The 20,814-nt window shown below is 41.2% G+C and carries 30 protein-coding genes; 24 read left to right on the top strand and 6 right to left on the bottom strand.

What is annotated here, in order from left to right; all coding sequences use genetic code 11:
* Positions 1 to 18: 18 nt before the first annotated feature.
* Complete coding sequence (locus NSS60_RS11210; protein ID WP_340720858.1) at positions 19 to 1,917, bottom strand: Dam family site-specific DNA-(adenine-N6)-methyltransferase; 1,899 nt, start codon at positions 1,915 to 1,917, stop codon at positions 19 to 21.
* Between the two features lie 376 nt (positions 1,918 to 2,293).
* The gene (locus tag NSS60_RS11205) at positions 2,294 to 3,457 is read right to left on the bottom strand and encodes an FtsW/RodA/SpoVE family cell cycle protein (protein ID WP_340720857.1); all 1,164 of its coding nucleotides are present in this window, start codon (positions 3,455 to 3,457) and stop codon (positions 2,294 to 2,296) included.
* 113 nt (positions 3,458 to 3,570) lie between these two features.
* Here NSS60_RS11205 and mgtE point away from each other — a divergent pair, with 113 nt between their 5' ends.
* From mgtE to NSS60_RS11170, 7 genes are all read left to right on the top strand, one after another.
* Positions 3,571 to 4,893, top strand: a complete 1,323-nt coding sequence (gene mgtE / locus NSS60_RS11200; protein WP_340720856.1) for a magnesium transporter — start codon at positions 3,571 to 3,573, stop codon at positions 4,891 to 4,893.
* A 90-nt stretch (positions 4,894 to 4,983) separates the two neighbouring features.
* Positions 4,984 to 5,760 carry an enoyl-ACP reductase FabI gene (fabI, locus tag NSS60_RS11195; RefSeq protein ID WP_004891773.1) on the top strand — a complete coding sequence of 259 codons (777 nt, stop codon included), beginning with the start codon at positions 4,984 to 4,986 and terminating at the stop codon, positions 5,758 to 5,760.
* A gap of 393 nt (positions 5,761 to 6,153) precedes the next feature.
* A complete protein-coding gene (locus NSS60_RS11190) occupies positions 6,154 to 6,573 on the top strand; it encodes a hypothetical protein (RefSeq protein ID WP_004891771.1) in 420 nt (139 codons plus the stop codon).
* Positions 6,574 to 6,892: 319 nt separating this feature from the next.
* On the top strand, positions 6,893 to 7,669 hold the full coding sequence (locus NSS60_RS11185; RefSeq protein ID WP_230456210.1) for a hypothetical protein: 777 nt from the start codon (positions 6,893 to 6,895) through the stop codon (positions 7,667 to 7,669).
* 150 nt (positions 7,670 to 7,819) lie between these two features.
* The gene (locus NSS60_RS11180; protein ID WP_155116437.1) at positions 7,820 to 8,641 is read left to right on the top strand and encodes a multinuclear nonheme iron-dependent oxidase; all 822 of its coding nucleotides are present in this window, start codon (positions 7,820 to 7,822) and stop codon (positions 8,639 to 8,641) included.
* Between the two features lie 74 nt (positions 8,642 to 8,715).
* Positions 8,716 to 9,072, top strand: a complete 357-nt coding sequence (locus NSS60_RS11175; RefSeq protein WP_035018832.1) for a CotO family spore coat protein — start codon at positions 8,716 to 8,718, stop codon at positions 9,070 to 9,072.
* A 254-nt stretch (positions 9,073 to 9,326) separates the two neighbouring features.
* Positions 9,327 to 9,659 carry a DUF1360 domain-containing protein gene (locus NSS60_RS11170; protein ID WP_004891761.1) on the top strand — a complete coding sequence of 111 codons (333 nt, stop codon included), beginning with the start codon at positions 9,327 to 9,329 and terminating at the stop codon, positions 9,657 to 9,659.
* A gap of 21 nt (positions 9,660 to 9,680) precedes the next feature.
* On the opposite strand, the gene NSS60_RS11165 is transcribed toward NSS60_RS11170, so the two are convergent.
* Positions 9,681 to 10,370, bottom strand: coding sequence for a hypothetical protein (locus NSS60_RS11165; RefSeq protein ID WP_064214206.1), 690 nt, complete (start codon positions 10,368 to 10,370; stop codon positions 9,681 to 9,683).
* 199 nt (positions 10,371 to 10,569) lie between these two features.
* Between NSS60_RS11165 and NSS60_RS11160 the strand changes: the two genes are divergently transcribed.
* Positions 10,570 to 10,830: a hypothetical protein gene (locus tag NSS60_RS11160; RefSeq protein WP_004891751.1), complete on the top strand. Its 261-nt coding sequence runs from the start codon at positions 10,570 to 10,572 to the stop codon at positions 10,828 to 10,830.
* 33 nt (positions 10,831 to 10,863) lie between these two features.
* Here the strand turns inward: NSS60_RS11160 and NSS60_RS11155 are convergent, their stop codons facing one another.
* Entirely contained in the window at positions 10,864 to 11,583 is a 720-nt protein-coding gene (locus tag NSS60_RS11155) for a hypothetical protein (protein ID WP_064214207.1), read from the bottom strand.
* Between the two features lie 155 nt (positions 11,584 to 11,738).
* On the opposite strand from NSS60_RS11155, the gene NSS60_RS11150 reads away from it, so the two are divergent.
* The 13 genes from NSS60_RS11150 (at position 11,739) to NSS60_RS11090 (ending at position 17,432) form a co-directional block, all read left to right on the top strand.
* Positions 11,739 to 12,005 carry a hypothetical protein gene (locus NSS60_RS11150; RefSeq protein ID WP_064214208.1) on the top strand — a complete coding sequence of 89 codons (267 nt, stop codon included), beginning with the start codon at positions 11,739 to 11,741 and terminating at the stop codon, positions 12,003 to 12,005.
* A 71-nt stretch (positions 12,006 to 12,076) separates the two neighbouring features.
* Positions 12,077 to 12,199 (top strand): hypothetical protein, encoded by a 123-nt coding sequence (locus NSS60_RS11145; protein ID WP_269194780.1) that lies wholly within the window; start codon positions 12,077 to 12,079, stop codon positions 12,197 to 12,199.
* Between the two features lie 18 nt (positions 12,200 to 12,217).
* The gene (locus tag NSS60_RS11140) at positions 12,218 to 12,409 is read left to right on the top strand and encodes a hypothetical protein (RefSeq protein ID WP_004891742.1); all 192 of its coding nucleotides are present in this window, start codon (positions 12,218 to 12,220) and stop codon (positions 12,407 to 12,409) included.
* An 84-nt stretch (positions 12,410 to 12,493) separates the two neighbouring features.
* A complete protein-coding gene (locus NSS60_RS11135; RefSeq protein ID WP_064214209.1) occupies positions 12,494 to 12,697 on the top strand; it encodes a DUF1657 domain-containing protein in 204 nt (67 codons plus the stop codon).
* A gap of 59 nt (positions 12,698 to 12,756) precedes the next feature.
* The gene (locus NSS60_RS11130) at positions 12,757 to 13,212 is read left to right on the top strand and encodes a YhcN/YlaJ family sporulation lipoprotein (protein ID WP_064214210.1); all 456 of its coding nucleotides are present in this window, start codon (positions 12,757 to 12,759) and stop codon (positions 13,210 to 13,212) included.
* A gap of 12 nt (positions 13,213 to 13,224) precedes the next feature.
* The gene (spoVAC, locus tag NSS60_RS11125) at positions 13,225 to 13,707 is read left to right on the top strand and encodes a stage V sporulation protein AC (protein ID WP_340720855.1); all 483 of its coding nucleotides are present in this window, start codon (positions 13,225 to 13,227) and stop codon (positions 13,705 to 13,707) included.
* Positions 13,704 to 14,720, top strand: coding sequence for a stage V sporulation protein AD (spoVAD, locus tag NSS60_RS11120; RefSeq protein WP_064214212.1), 1,017 nt, complete (start codon positions 13,704 to 13,706; stop codon positions 14,718 to 14,720). Before spoVAC ends, spoVAD begins: the two co-directional genes overlap by 4 nt.
* On the top strand, positions 14,717 to 15,073 hold the full coding sequence (gene spoVAE / locus NSS60_RS11115) for a stage V sporulation protein AE (protein ID WP_004891731.1): 357 nt from the start codon (positions 14,717 to 14,719) through the stop codon (positions 15,071 to 15,073). Before spoVAD ends, spoVAE begins: the two co-directional genes overlap by 4 nt.
* Before the next feature lie 6 nt (positions 15,074 to 15,079).
* On the top strand, positions 15,080 to 15,286 hold the full coding sequence (locus tag NSS60_RS11110) for a DUF1657 domain-containing protein (RefSeq protein ID WP_088223447.1): 207 nt from the start codon (positions 15,080 to 15,082) through the stop codon (positions 15,284 to 15,286).
* A gap of 2 nt (positions 15,287 to 15,288) precedes the next feature.
* Positions 15,289 to 16,146 carry a DUF421 domain-containing protein gene (locus tag NSS60_RS11105; protein WP_340720854.1) on the top strand — a complete coding sequence of 286 codons (858 nt, stop codon included), beginning with the start codon at positions 15,289 to 15,291 and terminating at the stop codon, positions 16,144 to 16,146.
* Positions 16,147 to 16,442: 296 nt separating this feature from the next.
* Entirely contained in the window at positions 16,443 to 16,670 is a 228-nt protein-coding gene (locus NSS60_RS11100) for a helix-turn-helix transcriptional regulator (RefSeq protein ID WP_019418193.1), read from the top strand.
* A gap of 5 nt (positions 16,671 to 16,675) precedes the next feature.
* Positions 16,676 to 16,969, top strand: coding sequence for a hypothetical protein (locus tag NSS60_RS11095; RefSeq protein WP_019418192.1), 294 nt, complete (start codon positions 16,676 to 16,678; stop codon positions 16,967 to 16,969).
* 169 nt (positions 16,970 to 17,138) lie between these two features.
* Positions 17,139 to 17,432 carry a hypothetical protein gene (locus tag NSS60_RS11090; RefSeq protein ID WP_230456209.1) on the top strand — a complete coding sequence of 98 codons (294 nt, stop codon included), beginning with the start codon at positions 17,139 to 17,141 and terminating at the stop codon, positions 17,430 to 17,432.
* 20 nt (positions 17,433 to 17,452) lie between these two features.
* Here the strand turns inward: NSS60_RS11090 and NSS60_RS11085 are convergent, their stop codons facing one another.
* Positions 17,453 to 17,773: a thioredoxin family protein gene (locus tag NSS60_RS11085; RefSeq protein ID WP_004891717.1), complete on the bottom strand. Its 321-nt coding sequence runs from the start codon at positions 17,771 to 17,773 to the stop codon at positions 17,453 to 17,455.
* An 86-nt stretch (positions 17,774 to 17,859) separates the two neighbouring features.
* Between NSS60_RS11085 and NSS60_RS11080 the strand changes: the two genes are divergently transcribed.
* The 3 genes from NSS60_RS11080 (at position 17,860) to NSS60_RS11070 (ending at position 18,647) form a co-directional block, all read left to right on the top strand.
* Positions 17,860 to 18,102, top strand: coding sequence for a hypothetical protein (locus tag NSS60_RS11080; protein ID WP_004891715.1), 243 nt, complete (start codon positions 17,860 to 17,862; stop codon positions 18,100 to 18,102).
* A gap of 68 nt (positions 18,103 to 18,170) precedes the next feature.
* The gene (locus NSS60_RS11075) at positions 18,171 to 18,305 is read left to right on the top strand and encodes a YjcZ family sporulation protein (RefSeq protein ID WP_004891713.1); all 135 of its coding nucleotides are present in this window, start codon (positions 18,171 to 18,173) and stop codon (positions 18,303 to 18,305) included.
* An 87-nt stretch (positions 18,306 to 18,392) separates the two neighbouring features.
* Entirely contained in the window at positions 18,393 to 18,647 is a 255-nt protein-coding gene (locus tag NSS60_RS11070) for a stage VI sporulation protein F (protein ID WP_004891710.1), read from the top strand.
* A 17-nt stretch (positions 18,648 to 18,664) separates the two neighbouring features.
* On the opposite strand, the gene NSS60_RS11065 is transcribed toward NSS60_RS11070, so the two are convergent.
* Positions 18,665 to 20,788 carry an ATP-dependent helicase gene (locus NSS60_RS11065; protein WP_340720853.1) on the bottom strand — a complete coding sequence of 708 codons (2,124 nt, stop codon included), beginning with the start codon at positions 20,786 to 20,788 and terminating at the stop codon, positions 18,665 to 18,667.
* Between the last annotated feature and the right edge of the window lie 26 nt (positions 20,789 to 20,814).

The following is a 20,814-nucleotide window of genomic DNA, read 5'->3' as shown; positions in this document are numbered from 1 at the left end:
TTGTTCCCCCGATAAAACCTAAAATCCGACAAATAGATACTCTTGAACTTGGTTGTTGTTGTCTCCAACTTTATGTCCTTGGTTGCCAAACGAGTATCTATGATCTATGGACACAACTTCGACTCTTTTTTTGTATTTAGCCATCAAAGCAAGCATTTCGTCTTTTGTAGGTAACGAGTTAGAGGAATAGGATACTATCAAGATGCTGTTTTGATGGCGTTTGAACAAAAGATCAAAAGCATCATGAGCACCTTTGATGGAACTAAATGGAGTAGGGTAGCTCTTGAATTTCTTTGTTTTTGTATGCCATTGCATTTCTACTCCTTTCCAGTTCCGAGCGATTCCTTCAACAAAATGATAGCGACGAACATAATCGTTATCTGACAATGGACTGTAGTAAGGTGGATCAATATAAACTAAATCTGCTTTTTGTCGACAATCCATTGCATCACCATAACGAGATTTACTCATTTTCCCATTATCAAAAACTGCTCCATTCACTTGTGTTACCGCCTCGAGAAATTGTTGCTGTAAAGTCAGAGTTAAATCGCGTCTACCGTCGTCGTAACGATATCCCGTATAAGTAAAAATACCTCGAGGACGTTTTTTAAGACACGCTCTGACTAGTGCTGATATAGCAATAGCTTGTTTATATTCGTTTTTTAATCTGTCTAAATTTGCACGAATAGTATCAATAAACTCATTATCCTCATCGTTGAAATACAGGTCCTTGAATGTCTCGGAAACAAAGTTATCACGTGGAGTTGACTTATCAAACAAAAGCTCTATATCTTGATCGGTTAAGGTTACAAAACTATTCTCGACCATCGCTTTTGTAAAGTAATGCGAAAAGGCCATATAGTCATTGCTGAAAACCTGCTTTCCTTGAGTTTTAAACATATAACTAACTACGCCACTTCCGCTGAACAGATCCAGAACGCTATCGAACTGGAAATGAGAAGCAACAGACCAGATATGTTCTAAAAGGTTCTGTTTGCTCCCCATAAAACGAGTCGGAGGATATTTGTCCATTTGGCTTGGGAGTTTGACGGGTTCTGGAACGATAAAAATACGTTGTTTTGGTTCGACCTTTACCATGACGTCCTCTCCTGTCCTTTTTGAAGCGTCGCTATTTATGTTTCTCCGAGTCTTATGAACGCTAATTGCGTATTTTCCATACAGTTCATGAACTAAAGGGTGATTCGAGTTTGTCAGTATTACATAACACCCTAACTCATGAAGCCTGTCAACTTCTTGGGCAAGTTCAATATGATCTTCTTCGTAAAACTGTTCCTTCGTATATCTTTTGAAGTCAGAATACTTTCCAACGGGCAGATACGGCGGGTCGAGAAAAATAAAATCGCCCGGTCTCGCGTGTTCTCTCAAAACGTCTTTATAATCGCCTTCAACAATGAGGACGTCTTGAAGTGCGTTACTAGCCGCACGAAGATTTTTTTCATCACAGATTTTTGGATTTTTGTATTTCCCATAAGGAACATTGAATTGTCCTTTTCGATTCACTCGATATAATCCGTTGTAGCAAGTCCGATTCAAATATATAGTTCGAGCTGCTCTTTCAACCGGAGACAGTAAATCTGGGTCAAGACCTCGAACCTCATAATAGAAAGATTCGTCATTTTTCATTTCTTTCAAAATTGAAATCAGTTCTTCGACATTGTCAGCAACGACACGATACAGGTTTATCAGTTCAGGATTAGAATCCGCAATAATTGCGTCTTTTGGGGTGAGTGCAAAGAACAAAGCACCTCCACCAAAAAACGGTTCTATATATCGGTTATATTGTTTTGGTACTTGTGGCAACAACACGTCTAGCATTTGTTGCTTTCCGCCAGCCCACTTCAATATTGGTTTTGGTTTCACCATAGTTCTAATTTCTTCTGAAGCCTGTGGTTTCATTCTGTTTTCTCCTATCAACTATCAGTAATCTTTCTATCAAAAATAATAACATATATATGGGATGTATTGAATTATGCGGTTCTGGTGCGAAGAAAATTCACAAAAAACATAGGACATGAATTTCCTGCTAACTTACGGATTATGGAGCAATATGGATGATCTTAATTCGTTTTCCTTTAATCGATAATAGGGCTGCTCTGTTTTTCCTCCTTTTTTTCTGAAAGAAAATTTTATAAATCAAGAATAATTTTAACATGTAAGTAAAAATTATTTCAATAGGGATTATTTACCGTAATTATGGTAGTACGTCGTCTTATATGTGAGAGGAGACGAGATGTGAAAAACAATAGGGGAGGTGACAAAGTCTAAACCTCTCCTATTGTTCTGCAGAAAACATAAATTTTTGTGTGCGGGAGCGGACGTTTAAGACGAGCCCGATCGCAAGCATGTATGTGGCAAGCGAGCTTCCTCCGTAGCTGACGAATGGAAGCGGAAGACCGGTAATCGGCAGCAACCCGATTGTCATGCCGATGTTTTGGAATACTTGGAACGTAATCATGCCGATGACGCCGGCGCATAAATAACTGCCAAACGGATCGTGGCATTCTAGCGCAATTTGAATCATGCGGTAAATTAATAGGAAAAAGAGCGACACGACGATGCTTGCCCCAATAAAGCCGAATTGCTCCCCGATAATGCTAAAAATAAAGTCGGTATGCGACTCTGGTAAATAGACGTCTAAGTTTTTATATCCTTTTCCATATAATTCCCCAGATCCGATCGCAAGTAGCGATTTAATGAGCTGAAACCCTTGATCGCTTGAATATTCGTACGGATTCAACCAGCCGTAAAAACGGTTTAATTGATATTGTTGAATTTTTAATACGTCTGGGAAATATAAAAACGCCACGATAAACGCTGTTGCGCCAAGTACAGCAACACCGACGATAGCGACGATAATGCGCAGGCGAATGCCGGAAACGAGAATGAGCGAGCCGGCGATCGCCATAAATACCATTGACATCCCCATATCCGGTTGACGCGCAAGTAAAAAAAGCGGCGGCAGTAGCGACAGCCCGATTTTTCCGAGCAGTTTCAAATCGTCTTGCAACGTCGGGTCATGGTATTTTTCACGATGGTTGACGATAATTCGGCTCATGACGATAATCATAAAAATTTTCATTAGCTCAGACGGCTGAAAGTTTCCGCCCGGCAGGCTGTACCAGCTCGTTGCTCCTTTAATCGTTAATGTACCCGGAACGTTTAATTCTAATCCAAGTAAAAGAATCATCCCGAAGCCGTACAAATACCAAGCGATTTTAAACAGCCGGTCGTAATCGATAAGCATCGTCACCGCGATGACGACGGCTCCGATGGCGTACCACATGAGCTGCTTTTGCGCAAAGTTAATATGTTGCAGTTTAGCGGGGAGCGTCTCGCGCGCGCTTTCGATGGCAATGGCGCTGACGATCGCAATTAAAAATAAAATGAACAATAAATGATAATCTATTTTCGATTGAACGGTTTTTTCGTTTTCCATTTTTGTTCCCCCTGCGTTTCATCGTGCATTATCATTTTACATTGTCGGTTGCAAGTTGGCAAAGATTCGCGCATAATAAAAAAAGCGATTTTCGTCGAGAGGAGGGAAACATCATGTTGCAAGCTTTATACGACGAAAAGATGGAAGAGTTTCGCCGACAGTTTTTAAAATTGCATCCGTATGATCGGGCGAAGTTTTACGTTGAACAAAGCCCAGAAGTGAGAAAACGCATGTATGAATATTTGTCGCCAGCGGAAATGGCGGAAATTTTTGACCACCTCGACATTGAAGAAGATGAATATAAAATTTATTTGTCGGAAATGGATCCGTTATTTGTGGCGCAAATGCTCGCGCACATGTATGCCGACAATGCGGCGGACGTATTAAATGAACTAGATAAAAACGAAGTAGCGAATTATTTAACGATTATGGACGATGAAGCGGCGAAAGATATTCAAGGGCTGCTTCATTATAAAGAATATACGGCCGGAAGCATTATGACAACGGAATATATCGCCATTCACGCCAATCAAACGGTGCGTTCGGCGATGCAAATTTTAAAAAGAGAAGCAGCGAATGCGGAAACGATTTATTATTTGTATGTCGTCAATGAACAACGGCAGCTCGTTGGGGTATTGTCGCTACGCGAGCTGTTGACATCGGATGATGATGCGATGATTTGTGATGTCATGAACGATCGGGTCGTTTCTGTATTTGTTGATGAAGATCAAGAAGAAGTGGCGCGCAAAATGCAAAACTACGATTTTTTAGCGCTTCCTGTCGTCGATATGAACAATCATTTGCTTGGTATTATTACCGTCGATGACATTGTCGACGTCATTTCGGAAGAAGCGACAGACGACTATTCGAAACTCGCGGGGGTTCCGGATGTCGATATTCAGCGCAATCCGTTTGAAGCGGCGAAAAAGCGGTTGCCGTGGCTCATTATTTTACTGTTTTTAGGCATGATGACGGCGAATTTAATTAGCCGTTTTGAAGATACACTGCAAAAAGTTGCGATTTTAGCCGTCTTTATTCCGCTCATTGCGGGCATGTCGGGAAATACAGGGACGCAGTCGTTGGCGGTGGCGGTGCGCCGACTGGCGATGGGCGATTTCGAAAAAGAAGGAAAGTGGAGTATGATCGCGCGTGAGGCGTTGACAGGGCTGATTATTGGGTTGTCGTGTGGCATCGTCATTACGATTGTCGTGTATGTATGGAAGCAACAATTTTTCTTAGGGATGCTCGTCGGGCTGGCGTTATTTGCGACGCTGACGGTTGCCACAGTCGCTGGGGCGCTCATTCCGCTTTTTATGCATAAACTGCGCATCGACCCTGCCGTTGCCTCTGGTCCGTTTATTACGACGATTAACGACTTAATTAGCATTCTCATTTATTTCGGTTTAGCAACGATGTTTATGGACTATTTATTATAATTCCCTATTTGAAAGTAGGGAATTTTTTGTTATAATCATATTAATACTAGGTTCTAATAACAAATCATAATTTTAAGGGGATGAACGAACATGCAATTATCATTACAAGGAAAAACGTACGTCATTATGGGTGTGGCAAATAAACGAAGCATCGCTTGGGGCATTGCGCGCGCGCTTCATGCGGCAGGGGCGCGATTAATTTTTACATATGCAGGTGAGCGCTTTGAAAATGAAGTGAAAAAATTAGTTGCGACGTTAGAAGATGACACAGCGCTTGTATTGCCTTGCGATGTGACGAAAGATGAAGAAATTGAAGCATGCTTTGCGCAAATCAAAGAACAAGTAGGCGTCATTCACGGCCTTGCGCATTGTATCGCGTTTGCGAATAAAGAGCATTTAGAAGGCGAATATATGAACGTGGATCGCGAAGGATTTTTGCTGGCGCACAATATTAGCGCATATTCATTAACAGCTGTGGCGAAAGCGGCGAAAGAGTTAATGACGGAAGGCGGAAGCATCGTCACGTTAACGTATTTAGGAGGCGAGCGCGTCGTACAAAACTATAACGTTATGGGCGTAGCGAAAGCGTCATTGGAAGCGAGCGTCAAATATTTAGCAAACGACTTAGGCAAATACGGCATTCGCGTCAACGCCATTTCCGCAGGTCCGATTCGCACATTATCAGCTAAAGGCGTCGGCGACTTTAACTCGATTTTAAAAGAAATTGAAGAACGCGCACCGCTGCGCCGTACAACGACACAAGAAGAAGTAGGCGATACTGCTCTATTTTTATTTAGCGACTTATCGCGCGGCGTGACAGGCGAAATTATCCACGTTGACTCTGGCTACCACATTTTAGCACGCTAATTTGAAAGCTGTTTGGCATTTGCCGAACAGCTTTTTTTCTGTACACATCAATCCAAATAACATTTTAAAGTCCTCTGATGGGTTTTTACCAGCATGTGGCGTGTCGCGTTAGGGGTTAATATGTGGTATAAGTAAACAACTGGATTAAGATCTCTTGAATTTAATCGATTTTTATTTTTGGAAAATTTTTTATTGACAAAATTATATATATATATATATAATTACTAATGTATTTAATTTTTGGAGAGAGGAGGAAAAACATGCAGGTAAAAGTGATTAAGAAATCTAAGAAAAAGTTGGCTAAGGAGACTTGTTATAACTGGTAAATTAACTTTCCGTGACTGGTGACTTTACTCAGTCACGGAGACCATCTTTTACTTGCATGTGCATTAAATGTGTATTTATTCGAAAGATGAGATTTTTAAAAAGTTTGTTGTTCAATCCCTTGATAGATTTATGATTGTGTTCAAACAGTATTTACCTAAAAATGTTGAACTTCCTCGTGATGTTCAAGTTGATATACTTCGGATCTACTTTGAAAAAGAATGTTCATTTTCTTTCTTTTTTTTCTTAGAAGTTGTTAAGTATGCCTATGAAAAAGAGATGAATGTTATCGTAGAATCACTTTTACAAACAATAGTTATCTACTTTGAAGATTTTAACTATGGTGTGTTAGTGAAGTATAAAAATGGTTATGAGCTATATGTTTCTGAAATAGGTGAGGATGCCTCTGTCTTTTTCTTTCATGATAAGCTAGAGTTTGAAAACTTCAAGGAACAAAAAAAGGGAATTACGTATTATGAAATATGTTAAAATAATACATAAATTAATTTTATTGTATTTGTTCTTAGTTTTGTCTTCAGGGATGACCTATTCCTACACGATTACTAGAGTTGTGTCAACTTCTAATTTATCGCCTTTTTTAGTTATAGTTATAAATTCAATTATTAGCATCTTAGTCTTTATTTTTATAAAAAAAATATCGATTTTGCATTTTCGAATTATTAGTTTGATCACAAGCTTTTCTTTGTTGATATTATTTTTTCTATCTTACTTTTTACAAAGTGAGATAATCATTCTATTGGTTACATATGTAGTTTTATTTTTTTCATCTTCATATGTAGGGAGAAGCTTGGAGGAAAAGATATTTGAGAGTGAGGAACGTCTGTTTGGTGGTATGGCAAAAATAAGCATAGCTGGGAATCTAGCTAAACTTATAGGATTTGGATTAGGGGCTTTCATTTTTAATATTCCGTCGACGATATATATCTTCTTATCACTAGTTTTGTTTATAGTAATCGCGAGTATAAATGTCGAAAGTAACTTTTCATATGATAAAGTTGTTACTATATCTCCCAGAAAAGTAGAAAGTGTATTTTTGTTAATATTTATGAGTTTTATATCATCTATCCCAATGCTTTGGATCCCATCTTTAGTAGAAAGATTTGATCAAGAAGGAATGATAAGGTTATCCTTTATTCCATTTATTTTACCAGGAATAATGAATGTTTTATTTTTGAGGTATCTCAAAGACAAGGAGTATAGTAGATATATTCCCCTTTCTTACTTTGTGATATCCTTACTTTTTATGGTGATATATTTCACCGATACTCCCCTTATCTTTCAAGTTATCATGCTAAGTACTACTATCACTTTAGGCGTATCCATAAATGTTTACATCAATACGATTTTTATTCACAAAAATAAGACAAGAGATAAGAGGGAGTTAATGCAAATCATTCAAGTGTCTATATCGATTTCCAATCTATTATTTAGTTTTTTGGGTATGTACATTCATTCTATAGTTCACTTTATGTTATTAATAAACGCTATTTTAAGTTTAGTTTTTTTTATATCTTTCGAGCGCATGAAAGTGAATGAAAAGGGATACAGCAGCCCTAAACGGTAGTGTCAAAAGTTTTATGAAAAGCATCAGTGGGGGGACGGAAGGTATGATGGAGTAGGATTCCCCTTTGACCAGTACTCGCTAAATATACAAAAAAAATAAAATTTCCAGTCGTATATATTTAACAAAAGAAGGTAGGTGTCTTCGCTAATCATGAAAATAGGAATATGTTATAGAGATTCTATCCATGAGGATCTTATCAATGAAATCATTGAATATGTAGATTTTATTGAACTTATGCCTGATATAACAGGATATAAGGAAACGAAAAGATTGTTGGAAATTTGTAAGGATAAAAATATTGGGATAGGTATACATTGTCTAAGATCTTCCTTAGGGTCAAAGGAAGGAATATATAGATCGGCAATTGAACAATATGCTTTTTATAGTGATTATGTAGAAGCTGAATATTATTCAGATCACGTCGCCTACTCCCATATGCACGGGGTTTATTTATCAAAAGTTTTTCCGATAGAGTATGATGTAGAAAATGTACTCATAATGAGGAGGAACTTAGAAATTATATTAAGCTTCTTTTCTAACCAAATACTCGTAGAGAATATTACGCAAAATAAATTGTCTAACAATGATCAATTAAATGAGGGAAGATTTTTCAGCGAATTATTGAAGGATGCAAATCCTAGGATAAAAATTTTGTTTGATGTTACAAATGCTTACGTAACAGCCTTAAATAATAACCACTCTTTCGAAAAATATGTTTCAGAATACCCTTTTGAAAAAATTGAATGCATTCATGTTTCTGGATTTGAGAGGGATGGTAAGGGAACGCTGAGAGATACTCATTCCAACTCCCTTAATGAAGAGATTTTAATATCAACGGAGTGGATGTTGCAACGCGTGAATCCAAAGTACATACTGATAGAGAGAGATTTTAATGTTCGATCCATTGATGATGTGTTAGAGGATATTTATAAACTTAGGGGCATCGTTCATAAAAAGAAGAGTATCTTGTAAATTTGTTACTCATTCCTTTAGCATGCCCCTTTCTTTTTGCGCATATAGTAGTCGTAAAAAGGAGGGGTATGGAAATGAAAAAGCATGTGGAAAATGCACCGTTGTTGTATATCGTTCAGCCGAATTTAGGGCCGAAAACGTGCTATATGCAACAGACGTTTCGGACAAAAAAAGAAAAGCCGTCGTATCCACCGCCATCGTTTGCGAACTTTCGCGACATGGATACGATCGAGCGCATTGAGTTTTTAGCGACGCTCCCGAATGAACTTCGCCCGGTGACGTGCGAATTAAAAACGAAAAACAAGACGTATGAAGGGGTTATTCAAACGTGCGATAAGAAAAAAGTCGTTTTTACATTGAGTGAAGAAGAAAAAACGATCACGATCCCGCTAGAACATATCGTATCCGTATCGCTTATTGGCAAATCGTAATATATACACGATCGAGCTGCTCGGCTGTGTTTGCGAATGAAAACGTCGTTTCTGCCCGTTTTCGTCCTTCGCGAGCAAGTGCGAGCGCTTTTTCTTTATTTGTTTTTTTTTGCTAAAAAGTCTTTGCTGAAAAAAATGCGATACATTCGTTCCACTCCTTTCTTCGTCTAGTACGGAAAGGAAAAGGGGAATGGGCGGTTTGCCGACATTTTTTCATCGTATGTCACATACAGTAGAGCGAGGAGGCGAGAAAGATGGATGCGTTTCACTTTTTTCTTTTATGTATTGCTTCGTTTCGCTTGACGCACCTCATTGTATATGACCGTATTACGTCGTTTTTGCGCGCGCCGTTTCACGATGAAGTTGAACAAGATGGAGAAACGTATATCGTCATAAAAGGAACAGGAATACGGAAATGGATCGGAGAACTGTTAAGCTGTCATTGGTGTACAGGGGTATGGTGCGCAGCGGCGTTGTACGTTGGCGTGATGTTCGCCACGTACATTGTCATGCCGTTTGTGTGGATATTAGCGATTGCGGGAGGTGCTGCGCTTATCGAAGTCGTTGTCCAACAATGGAGCCGATAAAAAAAGCGGGCAAATGCCTGCTTATTTATTGATAACGATATGATTGAAGGAGGGGATTCCTTGTTTGAGCTGGCGGAAATAAACGAACGCTTCTACAACGATCGTATGGAATATGCTCAATTCAAATGACGGAAAGCGCAGTTGTTCGTTCGGTAAAAGCGTTGTCTGGTCGATCGGTTTTAGCCAATATTCCCCTTCTTTTACTTTTTGGCGCCAATCTTCGACCGCAAACGTCCATCCGCCTTCTTCTTGCAGTTGGCGAAATGAAAATTTTCCGCTTAACTGAGCGTGATGTGCGGGGCGGAGACGAAGACAAATGATCGGGTCATTGAGCGGCGTATTGCCGATATTTTCAATGACGAAATCGCCAACAATCGTCACATGTTCTTCTTTTTCTTCCGGGATCATGACGGCATATGCAAAATAGGCGTGGGCGCGCACGATCTCTTCTTTTTTTGTTTCTTTTTTTGTTTCTTTTTTTCGCTTTTTTTCTTCTTCAAGCGCCACTTCGTAAAACAGAAGCTGTTGTTCGAGCTTTTCGATCGTTTGTTCATATTCATCCATTTGTTCAAGCTGTTTTTGTAAATAATGATTGCGCAGCTGCTCACGTTTTAGTTCGGTTTCAGCAAGCTGCAAAAGTTGTTTATATTTGGCCACTTCCGAGCGATAATGAATCACTTTTTGTTGAAGTTGAATATGTTGGTCGTTCATCTCCTCCCCCCTATAAGCATTCTGGACATCCTTGCCAACCATTTGGAGTCATATGACTTGGTTGAATGATAAACATCGAACAAATGAAAAATACGACCAATATTTTTTTCGTCATTTTATGCCATCCTCTCTTTTTGTTGTTTCAATATTCATTTTATTTTATCATATGTCATATATACCAAAATAAAGGTTTGATTGAATGGGAACATCGCTTTCTATTTTGACTACAATCGTATTTTTATTTTTTGTTCCATATGCCGCAAGTGAAAAAACAGGCGTGCCATATATGGAATGGACGTTTCTTGTCGGTGTGATTGCCACAAGTTTTCTCTTCTATATACATGGAAGTGGGTATATGTGGAATAGGTCTTCAGAAGAAGTGAAAAATACGTGCTATCGTTCTTATTCCTTTTGGATTGCTTGCACATATACGGTAATCAGCTACATGTTAAACATATAAAAAAGCAGGCTGTATGTGAGCCTGCTTTACTCATTAATGTGCTGGGAATACTTCAGGGCATTGCGGTGGGAATTTGTCTGTTGGGCAAAGCGTCGCTTCTAAAATTTCTTCGCGCGGCTGGCAGTAGCGTGCTTCGACTTCAAGTTTTACCTCGGCTTCCATTTGCACTTCTAAACATAATGTAATCGATACATCGAGCTGTGAGAAGTTGTCGGTGCAAATTAAGCTAGCGTCACATTCGAAAAATGAAATGTGGCAATCAAGCGTCGTTCCTTCTGGGGCGCATAAAATAAATGTTTGCGCTGTCGCGAATGGAATTGGATTTGATTCACAAACAACGTAGCCATTTGCGTTTACGACTTGCACAACAACGTGGCCTTTTACGAGCACTTTTACTTTTTGTAATGTAACTGTGTCGCCTGATGGAAGAGTGACGTGAACAGGTTGGCGTCCGTCTGGTTGCAAAATTTCTTGGCAAATAAGAGCATTGTTATCTACTGTTTGATCGATGCGGTTTCCTTCATCGTCTGTTAAAAAGCAGCGAATCGAGAAATCGCCAGCGCTTAAGCCGTTGGACGCGAAGAAATCACAAACCGATTGCCCTCCACGCGGACATTTGCATTCAGGAAAGATATTTTCCAAATCCCCATTTGAAAAACTACGCAACGGCACATCGACTTGACGAGTAACCCAGTCATACACTTTGCGTGTTTTAATACACACTTTTTCTTTACATTCTTTATGATGCGTCATGCCTCGTTCCTCCTATTTCAGTTTTTCCCGTCGCATGTATCGGGACTACTGTATAGTATGAGAAAGGTAGGTAAGTGTGCAGGGATATGTGCGGAATCTTTTTGTCATAAATGAGCGCAATGTTGAATTGTTATGTAGTAGAGAGGAGGCGGCATATGCAAAACGAGTTAGACGTGTTGCGGGCGGAAAATGTGTTGTTAAAAGAATTAGCAGCGTTAAGTGAACAGCGCTATCAAGAAATGAAACGGTTAAAAAAAGAAAATGAGGAGTTAAAAAAGCAGCTCGAACAAATGACCAAACAGTTATTTGCCCAAGGAACAGATTCATGGTTTATGCACAATATCAAGCGACAACAGACGTTAAAGCATGACGGACAGCTGCCACTTTCGACCCCATTTTCGTTTGCGGAAAAAAAGAAATAGGGAAAACGCATAGTCGTTCGCTCCATCTTTTTCATATGTTATTGTATCTTACATGTGTGGAGGGTTACAAAATGGAAAAGAAAAAGACGATGGCGCTTTACGGAACACAGTCGGCAAAAGTATATACGTCTTCCCCAGCACCTGTCAAAAAAACGGGTGGCTGCGGATGTGGAAAAAAAATAAAAAAACAATAAGCACGGGGTGAGAAGAAGATGGAGCGTTTTAAAAATTACGGGCTATGGCTCGCGATCGGCGCTTTTATACCGCTTTTTTTGCAAACGTTTGGAGTCGATATTGATTTAGGAAAATATGAGCAATTATGGAACGCCTTTTTAAGTATTTTAGTCATGGCTGGAATCATCAATAACCCGTCGCTCGGAAACGGATTTCGCGATAAATGTTAGCTCCTTCGGGGGCTATTTTTTTTGTATAACTTTACGAGATGTGTGCACACTATGGGATGAAAAAGAAAAAGGAGGTTTTTCAATATGACTGTTGCAAGTTCTGTGAAACAAACGTTAGCTGGATTAAAATCGGCGCAAGCAAGTTTTGAAACGTTTGCCCTGCAAACAGAAAACCAACAAGCGAAACAATTGTATCAACAAGCGGCTCAACAAACGCAAGCGATCGTTGATATGTTGTCCCCGCGCCTGCAAGAAATTGAACAAGAAGAGCCACAATACAAACAGTGAGTGAGTCGGGTGTCCAATCGTGGGCGCCCTCTCATTACATGAACAGAAAGGTGAATGCGATGAGACAATTGCTCGTAATGATCCTCTTTTTTTTCATCATAGGTTGTGCACATGAGCCAAAAGAACAAAAACAGTCGCTGCAAAACGAAAACATCACGAACGTAAGCCATGACGGGAGCGCAAGTCGAAGCGACCAATGGCACGCAAAAAAAGCGGTCGATATGTTAAAAGCACGACGCGATGTGAAAGATGCGGTGGCGGTCGAAGCGAACGGACGACTGCTTGTTGCGTATCAAGTGAAGCATATGCAACGATTTCGTATGAAAGATATTGAAAAAGATATAGAGCGCATGTTAAACGATACGTTCGATAAACAAGTGATCGCTTCACGCGATTTAAAAATTTTTTGGGAAACGAAAGCGTTAAAAGAAAAACTCGAAACGAAGCATATGAGTGAAAAAGAGATTGAAAAAAAAATGATGACCATTCAGAAATTAAGCGAAGAACAAACGTAGCGAGGTGAGATGATGGCAAACGAAAAACGAAAAAATTCAACACCCGTTCAACAAGAATATCATCAGTTTGAACAAGCGCGTGAAACGAAGCGACCGGTGTTAAAAAATTGCGTGCGTGCCTTTCTTGTTGGCGGTTTGATTTGTGCGATTGGCCAAGCCATTTCTTATTTTTACATGTACTTTTTCGACTTTACAGAAAAAACAGTCGGCAATCCGACGGTGGCGACGATGGTGTTTATCGCGATGTTATTAACGGGGTTTGGCGTATATGACCGATTGGCGCAGTTTGCCGGGGCAGGAAGTGCGGTGCCTGTCACCGGATTTGGAAATGCCGTCATTTCGCCTGCGATTGAGCATCGGACGGAAGGGTTTGTGCTCGGTGTCGGTGGAAATATGTTTAAATTAGCGGGCCCTGTCATTTTATTTGGCACGTTTTCTGCCTTTGTCGTTGCGCTCATTAAAACGATTGCGGTGAGATGGGGTGGTCTCGGATGATGAAAGGGCATCGTACGTGGGTGTTTGAAAACCGTCCGGTCATCGTCTCCACCGCCACAGTCGGCGGACCGTTTGAAGCGAACGGAAAGATTGCCGATGATTTTGATTTGCTTCACGAAGACCTTTGGCTCGGGGAAGATTCGTACGAAAAAGCGCATAAAGTGTTGATTGAAGAAGCGTTTTTTCAAGCGATGAAAAAAGCGCGCATCGAAAAGGAACAAGTGCAGTTTATTATTTGTGGCGATTTAATTAATCAAATGACGCCGTCAAGTTTTGCGGCGCGCACGCTTAGCACGCCGTATCTCGGTGTATTTGGCGCATGTTCAACGTCGATGGAGGCGCTCGCACTAAGCGCGTTTATCGTCAATTACGGCGGCGCAAAGTACATATTAACAGGAGCGGCAAGCCATAATACAGCGGTCGAAAAGCAGTTTCGCTATCCGACGGAATACGGGGGACAAAAGCCGCCGACGGCACAATGGACGGTGACCGGGGCAGGCGTGGCGCTCGTCGGGGGCGAAGGAGACGGTCCGCGCATTACGTCCGCAACGATCGGGCGCGTCGTCGATATGGGATTGACCGATCCGTTTAATATGGGGGGAGCGATGGCGCCAGCGGCTGTTGATACAATTGAGGCGCATTTGCGCGATATGCAAGTCGATGCGTCGTATTATGACTTAATTGTCACAGGTGATTTAGGAAAAATTGGCCGCACCGTCTCGCTCGATTTATTGCGGAAAAACGGAATGGAGCTAGAGGAGGAGCGATATCAAGATTGCGGGTTAATCATTTATCGCGAAGGGCAGCCGGTGTTGTCAGGTGGAAGTGGGGCGGGATGTTCTGCGACGGTCGTGTACGGTCATTTGTTGAATCGTATGAAGCGAGGAGAGATAAAGCGCATGCTCGTCGTCGCGACGGGCGCACTTTTGTCGCCGCTGACGTTTCAACAAGGGGAAACGATTCCTTGTATTGCTCATGCAGTGGCGATTGAATATGGAGGCGATCATTCATGATAGCGATGTTTTTTTGGGCGTTTGTCGTCGGAGGGCTCATTTGTGTCATCGGGCAGTTGATGTTTGATGTATTCAAACTTACCCCAGCCCATACGTTAAGCACGCTCGTTGTCGTCGGAGCGATTTTAGACGGCTTCGGCTTATACGAGCCGCTTATTGATTTTGCTGGAGCGGGTGCGACTATTCCAATTACAAGTTTCGGTAATGCGCTCGTGCACGGAGCGATGCAAGAAGCGGAAAAGCATGGCATCGTCGGGGTGTTGACGGGCATGTTTGAAGTGACGAGCGCCGGCATTTCGGCAGCCATTGTATTCGGCTTTATCGGAGCATTATTATTTAAACCGAAAGGATAGAGGAAGATGACCATTGGTTCACAAGTAAAGCAAAGTTTAGCGAACATGAAGGCCATTCATGCGACGCTGCAACAGTTGGCGCTCACTTCGACAAACGAGGAAGCACAACGGGCGTTTCATGAAGCGATGCTTAAAACGGAACAAATGATTGCGGCGCTGAAAGGTCGAATATCGACGCTTGAACGCGAGGAGCCGCAATACAAGGGGATGTAAATATGCCAGCATGGTTAGAAGTTGCGATTCGCTCCATTTGCATTTTAATCGGACTGTTCATCATTACGAAATTGTTAGGAAAAAAACAGTTGTCAAAGCTGTCGTTTTTCGAATATATCGCCGGCATTACGATCGGGGATATTGCTGGCACGATGTCAATGGATTTAGATATTCGATTAACGGAAGGGATTACGAGCATTTTAATTTGGACGCTTTTCCCCGTCGCCATCTCGCAAATTTCGTTACGAAGCAAAAAATTTCGTGATTTTGTCGCAGGAAAGTCAACCGTATTTATTAAAAACGGAAAAATCTTAGAAGATAATTTGAAAAAAGAGAAATATACGGCGGACGAATTGCTTGAACAGCTGCGGAAAAAAGATGTGTTCCGCGTCGCCGACGTGGAATTTGCGACGCTTGAAGCGAACGGTGATTTAAATATTTTATTAAAACGCGACAAACAGCCGTTGACGCTCGGAGACATCAAACCGTATGTGCCAGGAGAAAAAGAACCCCAAACGGTCATTATGGACGGCAAAATTTTAGACGAACCGCTCACAACTGCGCGCTTAAACCGCGGCTGGTTAAAGCAGCAACTCGATCAAATGGGCGTCGCTATCGAAAACGTCTTTTTAGCGCAAGTCGATTCGTACGGCCAGCTGACCGTCGATTTATATGACGACCGCATTCAAGTACCAGCACCGCAACAAAAACAACTATTGCTTGCCTCGATGAAAAAAGCAGAAGCGGACTTTGAACTATTCGCCTTGCAAACGAATGACGAGGACGCAAAGCAAATGTATGAACAACAAGCAAAACAAATGCAGCAGCTTATTCAAAAATTGAAGCCGTTTCTTATGTGAAAGATAAACACCGCTCTTATGCGAATAGGCATAGGGGCGGTATTTTTGTTTTTCTAAGGGGAAATGGTTCAGCTTACATATAGAAAGCAAAGTGGACGATGGGTCATTGTCGCATGTAGTGGTTAAGCGATTTAACGTTGACACATGCGAACATTTCATTTTGCCAAGTTATTTTCGGATAGTATACGAGTTCTAGGTGAAAAACGTAACGTTTTTATGTAAAATAAACTTTACATTTTGTAAAAAATACTTTACTATGTGTATATAGAAATCTTTGCATAATGGAGGTGTGATAAATGACAAAGAACAACGGCTCTTTATCCAATCGAATCAACGTTTTAAGAGCCGAACGGAAAATGACACAAAAAGATTTAGCTGAAAAAGTAGGGGTTAGTAGACAAACGATTATTTCAATTGAAAAGGGAAACTACACACCCTCGTTAGTATTAGCGTTTGAAATTGCAAATGCTTTTGGAGTGGACATTAATGATGTATTCCAGTTTAAAAAAAATGAGGAGGTTTGATAATAATGGGTACTTTCGTTCATTTTACTAATATTTTAGCAGTATTAGCACTGGCTGCTTTTTTAGTTTTAATTTTTTTGATTAAGCGAGAAGGTAACGATGAAAGAACACAATATATGGTTTATAAATTGTTTAGTTTTCTGTTTACTTTCCTGCTGATCGGACTATCTTTAATTATAATTGTGACAGGGTGGAAAACTATAGATTATACTTTGCTTAGAGTTAGCATCACTACTTTAATGTCATTGAACATTTTTGTTGGACTTGTTTATTGGATATATCTTAGTAAAACAGCTTAGTAAAAATAAAAGTTGTACACCATTTTTTATAACATGTTGTACTGACATTTATACGAAAGAATAAGCAAATGAATGATGTTTTCACATTCTTGTTCAGGAGAGAGCATCATTTGTCAAGTACATGTTGTGATAATGAACCAAAAAATTTTATCAAAAAATGAAGGAACATTTGAAAGAGGCAGCTGAAAAACCGTATGCCGATATTTATTTACAATCTTCTGTTCCGTTTGTTTTTGTTGATTCCCAAAAAGTATATTTAGCGTTTGTGGATGGCAATCTCAGCTATGAGCATGCGCATGATATGAAATCGGGCGATTATCTTGTTGGATTTTACAAAGATACGTATGTTGGTTTTGGGCTATACAACAACATCAAAAATGAAAAAACGATTCAAGACTGTTATTCACGGTTGTTTACTGTATTAGAAAGAATAAAATATACAGGAAAAGTGGAGATTCGATAAAGAAGGGCTGACATCATTTGTCAGCCTTTAATTGTTTGCAGAAACTCCTCGACTTGTTCGCGTGTTTTTGCATTGGCGCTATGCAAGTGGGCGATTTTTTCGCCGTTTTGGAATACAAGTAAGCTCGGAATGCCCATGACGTTGTACGTTTCGGCGATGTCTGGCACATCGTCGCGATTGATGTCATACCATGTAAATTGTGGGTAAGCGGCAATGACTTCATCAATAAACTGATCCATTCGTACGCAATCTGGGCACCATGTTGTAAAAAATTTCACGACAACAGGTGTAGCCGATGCGATTGCTTGTTCAAATTGTTGTGCGTCTTGTAGCCGTTCCATATGACACGTCCTTTCTTTTGATTTCGTCTTTTATTTTAGCACATGTTTTCGTTTTTTACGTATGAAAAAGCAAGGGGGGAAAAACGATGGATCGATTGGAAAAAGAACTGCAATCGTATACGCGCGCCAAACATCAAAAGCACGATGCGTTCATGAAGGAGTTTGACACATGGGGGAAAGAAGTCGAAGCAACGCTAAGCAAACTTGAAAACATAAACGGTAAGCTATTGCAACAATTTGAAGCAAACATGAGCGATGCAGAAGCGTTTTTTGCGAAAAAAGAAAAGCAGTTCGCGCGGATGTTTCGGCAAGGAGGGGAATTTTTATAGGAGCGCCCATACCAAATTCATTTGTATGCATATGATGTAAGCGACAACGTTCAAGGAGGTGGAGTTTCATGGGCTTCGGATATTGCGGATATGGTTACGGTGGCTACGGCGGCGGATACGGCGGCGGATACGGTTCAACATTCGTGTTGATCGTTGTGTTGTTCATCTTGTTGATTATCGTTGGTGCAGCGTTCGTTCACTAAGAAGAGACGTTCCAAAGGGCATACCTTTGGAACGTTTTTTTTTGTTTTTTCATATGCTGAAAAAGAAAAGTGAAGGAGGTAGCGAAGATGGATCAACATTTTTTTAAAAACATTGAAAAGAAAACGGGTGTGAATATGCAAGACATTTTTGCGCTCGCCAATTCGTTGCAACATGCGAACTTTAAAGATGAAAAAACGGTGCGCGATATCGTGAAGCGCGTGGCGCAAATCGCGAATCGCAACGTGCCGAAAGAATTGGAAGATAAAATTGTTCAATCGATTATCAACAACGGAAAACAAATGGACTTCAATACGATCGCGAACATGTTAAATAAAAAATAACGCAAAAGCGAAAAGTCTTAGACGAGGCCTTTTGCTTTTGTTTGAAGAAAGGAAAGCAAGCGCGAGGCGTTTGCTTTTTTTAATCGGCGCATCGACGGGACGGAAATAAAGAGACGCTCTTTGGCGCGCGTGACGGCGACGTAAAGAAGGCGGCGCTCTTCTTCAAGCGGTGCGACATCGCCGTTTCGGTACGCCTCAAGCGCATAATCGTGAGGCAATAGTCCGTCCACCGCCCCGATGATATAGACGATTGGAAATTCTAGCCCTTTTGAGCGATGAATCGTCATAAGTTGAACGCCATCGTCGCACGTTTTATTGGCGTATGCTTGAACGCGTTTGACGTGAGATAGAAACGCTTGAATCGTTTTAAATTTGCGCGCGACAACTTTTACATCGCGCACGTCGTCGGATCCTTTTTCAATTGCGTTACCTTCGTTGCCGCGCTTTTTTAAAAAGTCGCCAAACCCCATTTCTTTTTCAATGAAATCGATCGCCTCAAACGGCTTCATCTCTTTCACTTTCGCAAACAGCGGGGCGATCGTGCGCAATTTTTGTTGTTGAAACGGTGCGATACGATCGAGTTTAGCGAGCGCCTCCACGAGCGAACAGTCTTGTAAAATGGCGTTCGCCTTTAAGTCGTTCATAATCGTTTGTTTTAAAAACAAAACGGTGGCGACGTCGGTCATTGCTTGTTCGTCATTTGGATCGAGCGCAAGTTGAAAAAAGCTTAACAAATAGCGCACGATGCGACGGTTGTAAAACGAATCGCCGTCTGTCGTGACGGGGATGTGAAGTTGTGAAAGCCGTTCAAAGACGGCGCGCGCCGATGCGTTCGTGCGACATAAAATGGCGATATCGCTCGGTTTCGCACCTTGTTTCATTCGCTCTTGTATGTCGCAGGCAATCATCGTCGCTTCTTCTTCTTCATCGTACGGAAAGAAACATATCGGCATATGTGCGCTATCCGTTTGGGCGTTCATTTGTTTCGGAATGCGCGTGCGACTTTTAGAAATAATGCTGTTGGCAAGCGATACGATCGGATGTGGCGAACGATAATTTTCCGTTAACTTTACGATTTTTGTATGTGGAAAATCTTGTTGGAATTGATGAATAAACGATGAATCAGAGCCGCGAAACGCATAAATCGCTTGATCGTCATCGCCGACGGCGCATATATGGTGCGTATGTGACGCAAGCAACTTCATCGTTTCATATTGCACGCTGTTAATGTCTTGAAATTCGTCGATTAAAAAGTAATGAAACCGTTCGTGATATTGTCGCAATCGTCTTTCGTCCGTCCGCAACATGTCATAGCACGCGTATAACATATCATCAAAATCAAACAATTCGAGCTGTTGTTTTTTCGCTTCATATTGTTTGTACAATTGCACAACGCGCTCGTCCCATTCGTTTTCAATGGTGATGGTGTGAAGGGGCGTCAGCGTATTTTTCCAATATGAAATACGTTGCATCGCTTCATCGTACGGAAAATCGCGCTCATCGATGCCGATGTCGCGCCCGATTTCTTTCATCATCTTCTCTTTTTGCCAGTCGCGAATGAGCCGCTCATGTCGCCAACGGAACGGATCGGCATGTTGCAACATGCGATAAAATAAGCTATGAAATGTGCCGATTGTCGGCAGGACATCAAGGTTGTATGCATACAGTCGTTCCGCTAGCTCTTTTGCCGCTTTTGTCGTAAAGGTGACGATCATCATGTTTTTCGATTGAATGCGATGATGTGCGATCATGGCGGCAGCCCGCGTCGTTAACGTGCGCGTTTTGCCGCTTCCTGCACCGGCGAGGACGAGAAGCGGTCCTTCGACGTGGCGGACAGCTTCATATTGATCCGCATCGAGCGACACTCCGCATACGATCGTCTGTTTTTTTTCTTTCGCTTGAAACGGTTGGTGCGGTCGAATAGCAACCGCGTTTCCTCGTTGTCGTTCTTTTTTTATGCACGGATTCGAAACATGATAAAAGTGCGGGGCATGTTCAATCGCTAAATGAAAGCGAACGATTCCACCGCACATCGGGCACGTCCATTTGTTGCGTAAACTTTGTTCGTAAACGAGCTCGTATTTTTCCCTTGGTAACGTATGAATGTCAAACAATTTGCCGTTATATTGCGCCTTATTCATCAGTCAAACTCCTTCGTCTAACGTCA

Origin of the sequence: Anoxybacillus sp. FSL W8-0382 (assembly GCF_038003845.1) — a bacterium.
Taxonomy (GTDB): domain Bacteria; phylum Bacillota; class Bacilli; order Bacillales; family Anoxybacillaceae; genus Anoxybacillus; species Anoxybacillus flavithermus_G.
Note: the sequence above shows the minus strand (reverse complement) of the source record. Positions and strands in the feature narration are given on the sequence as shown.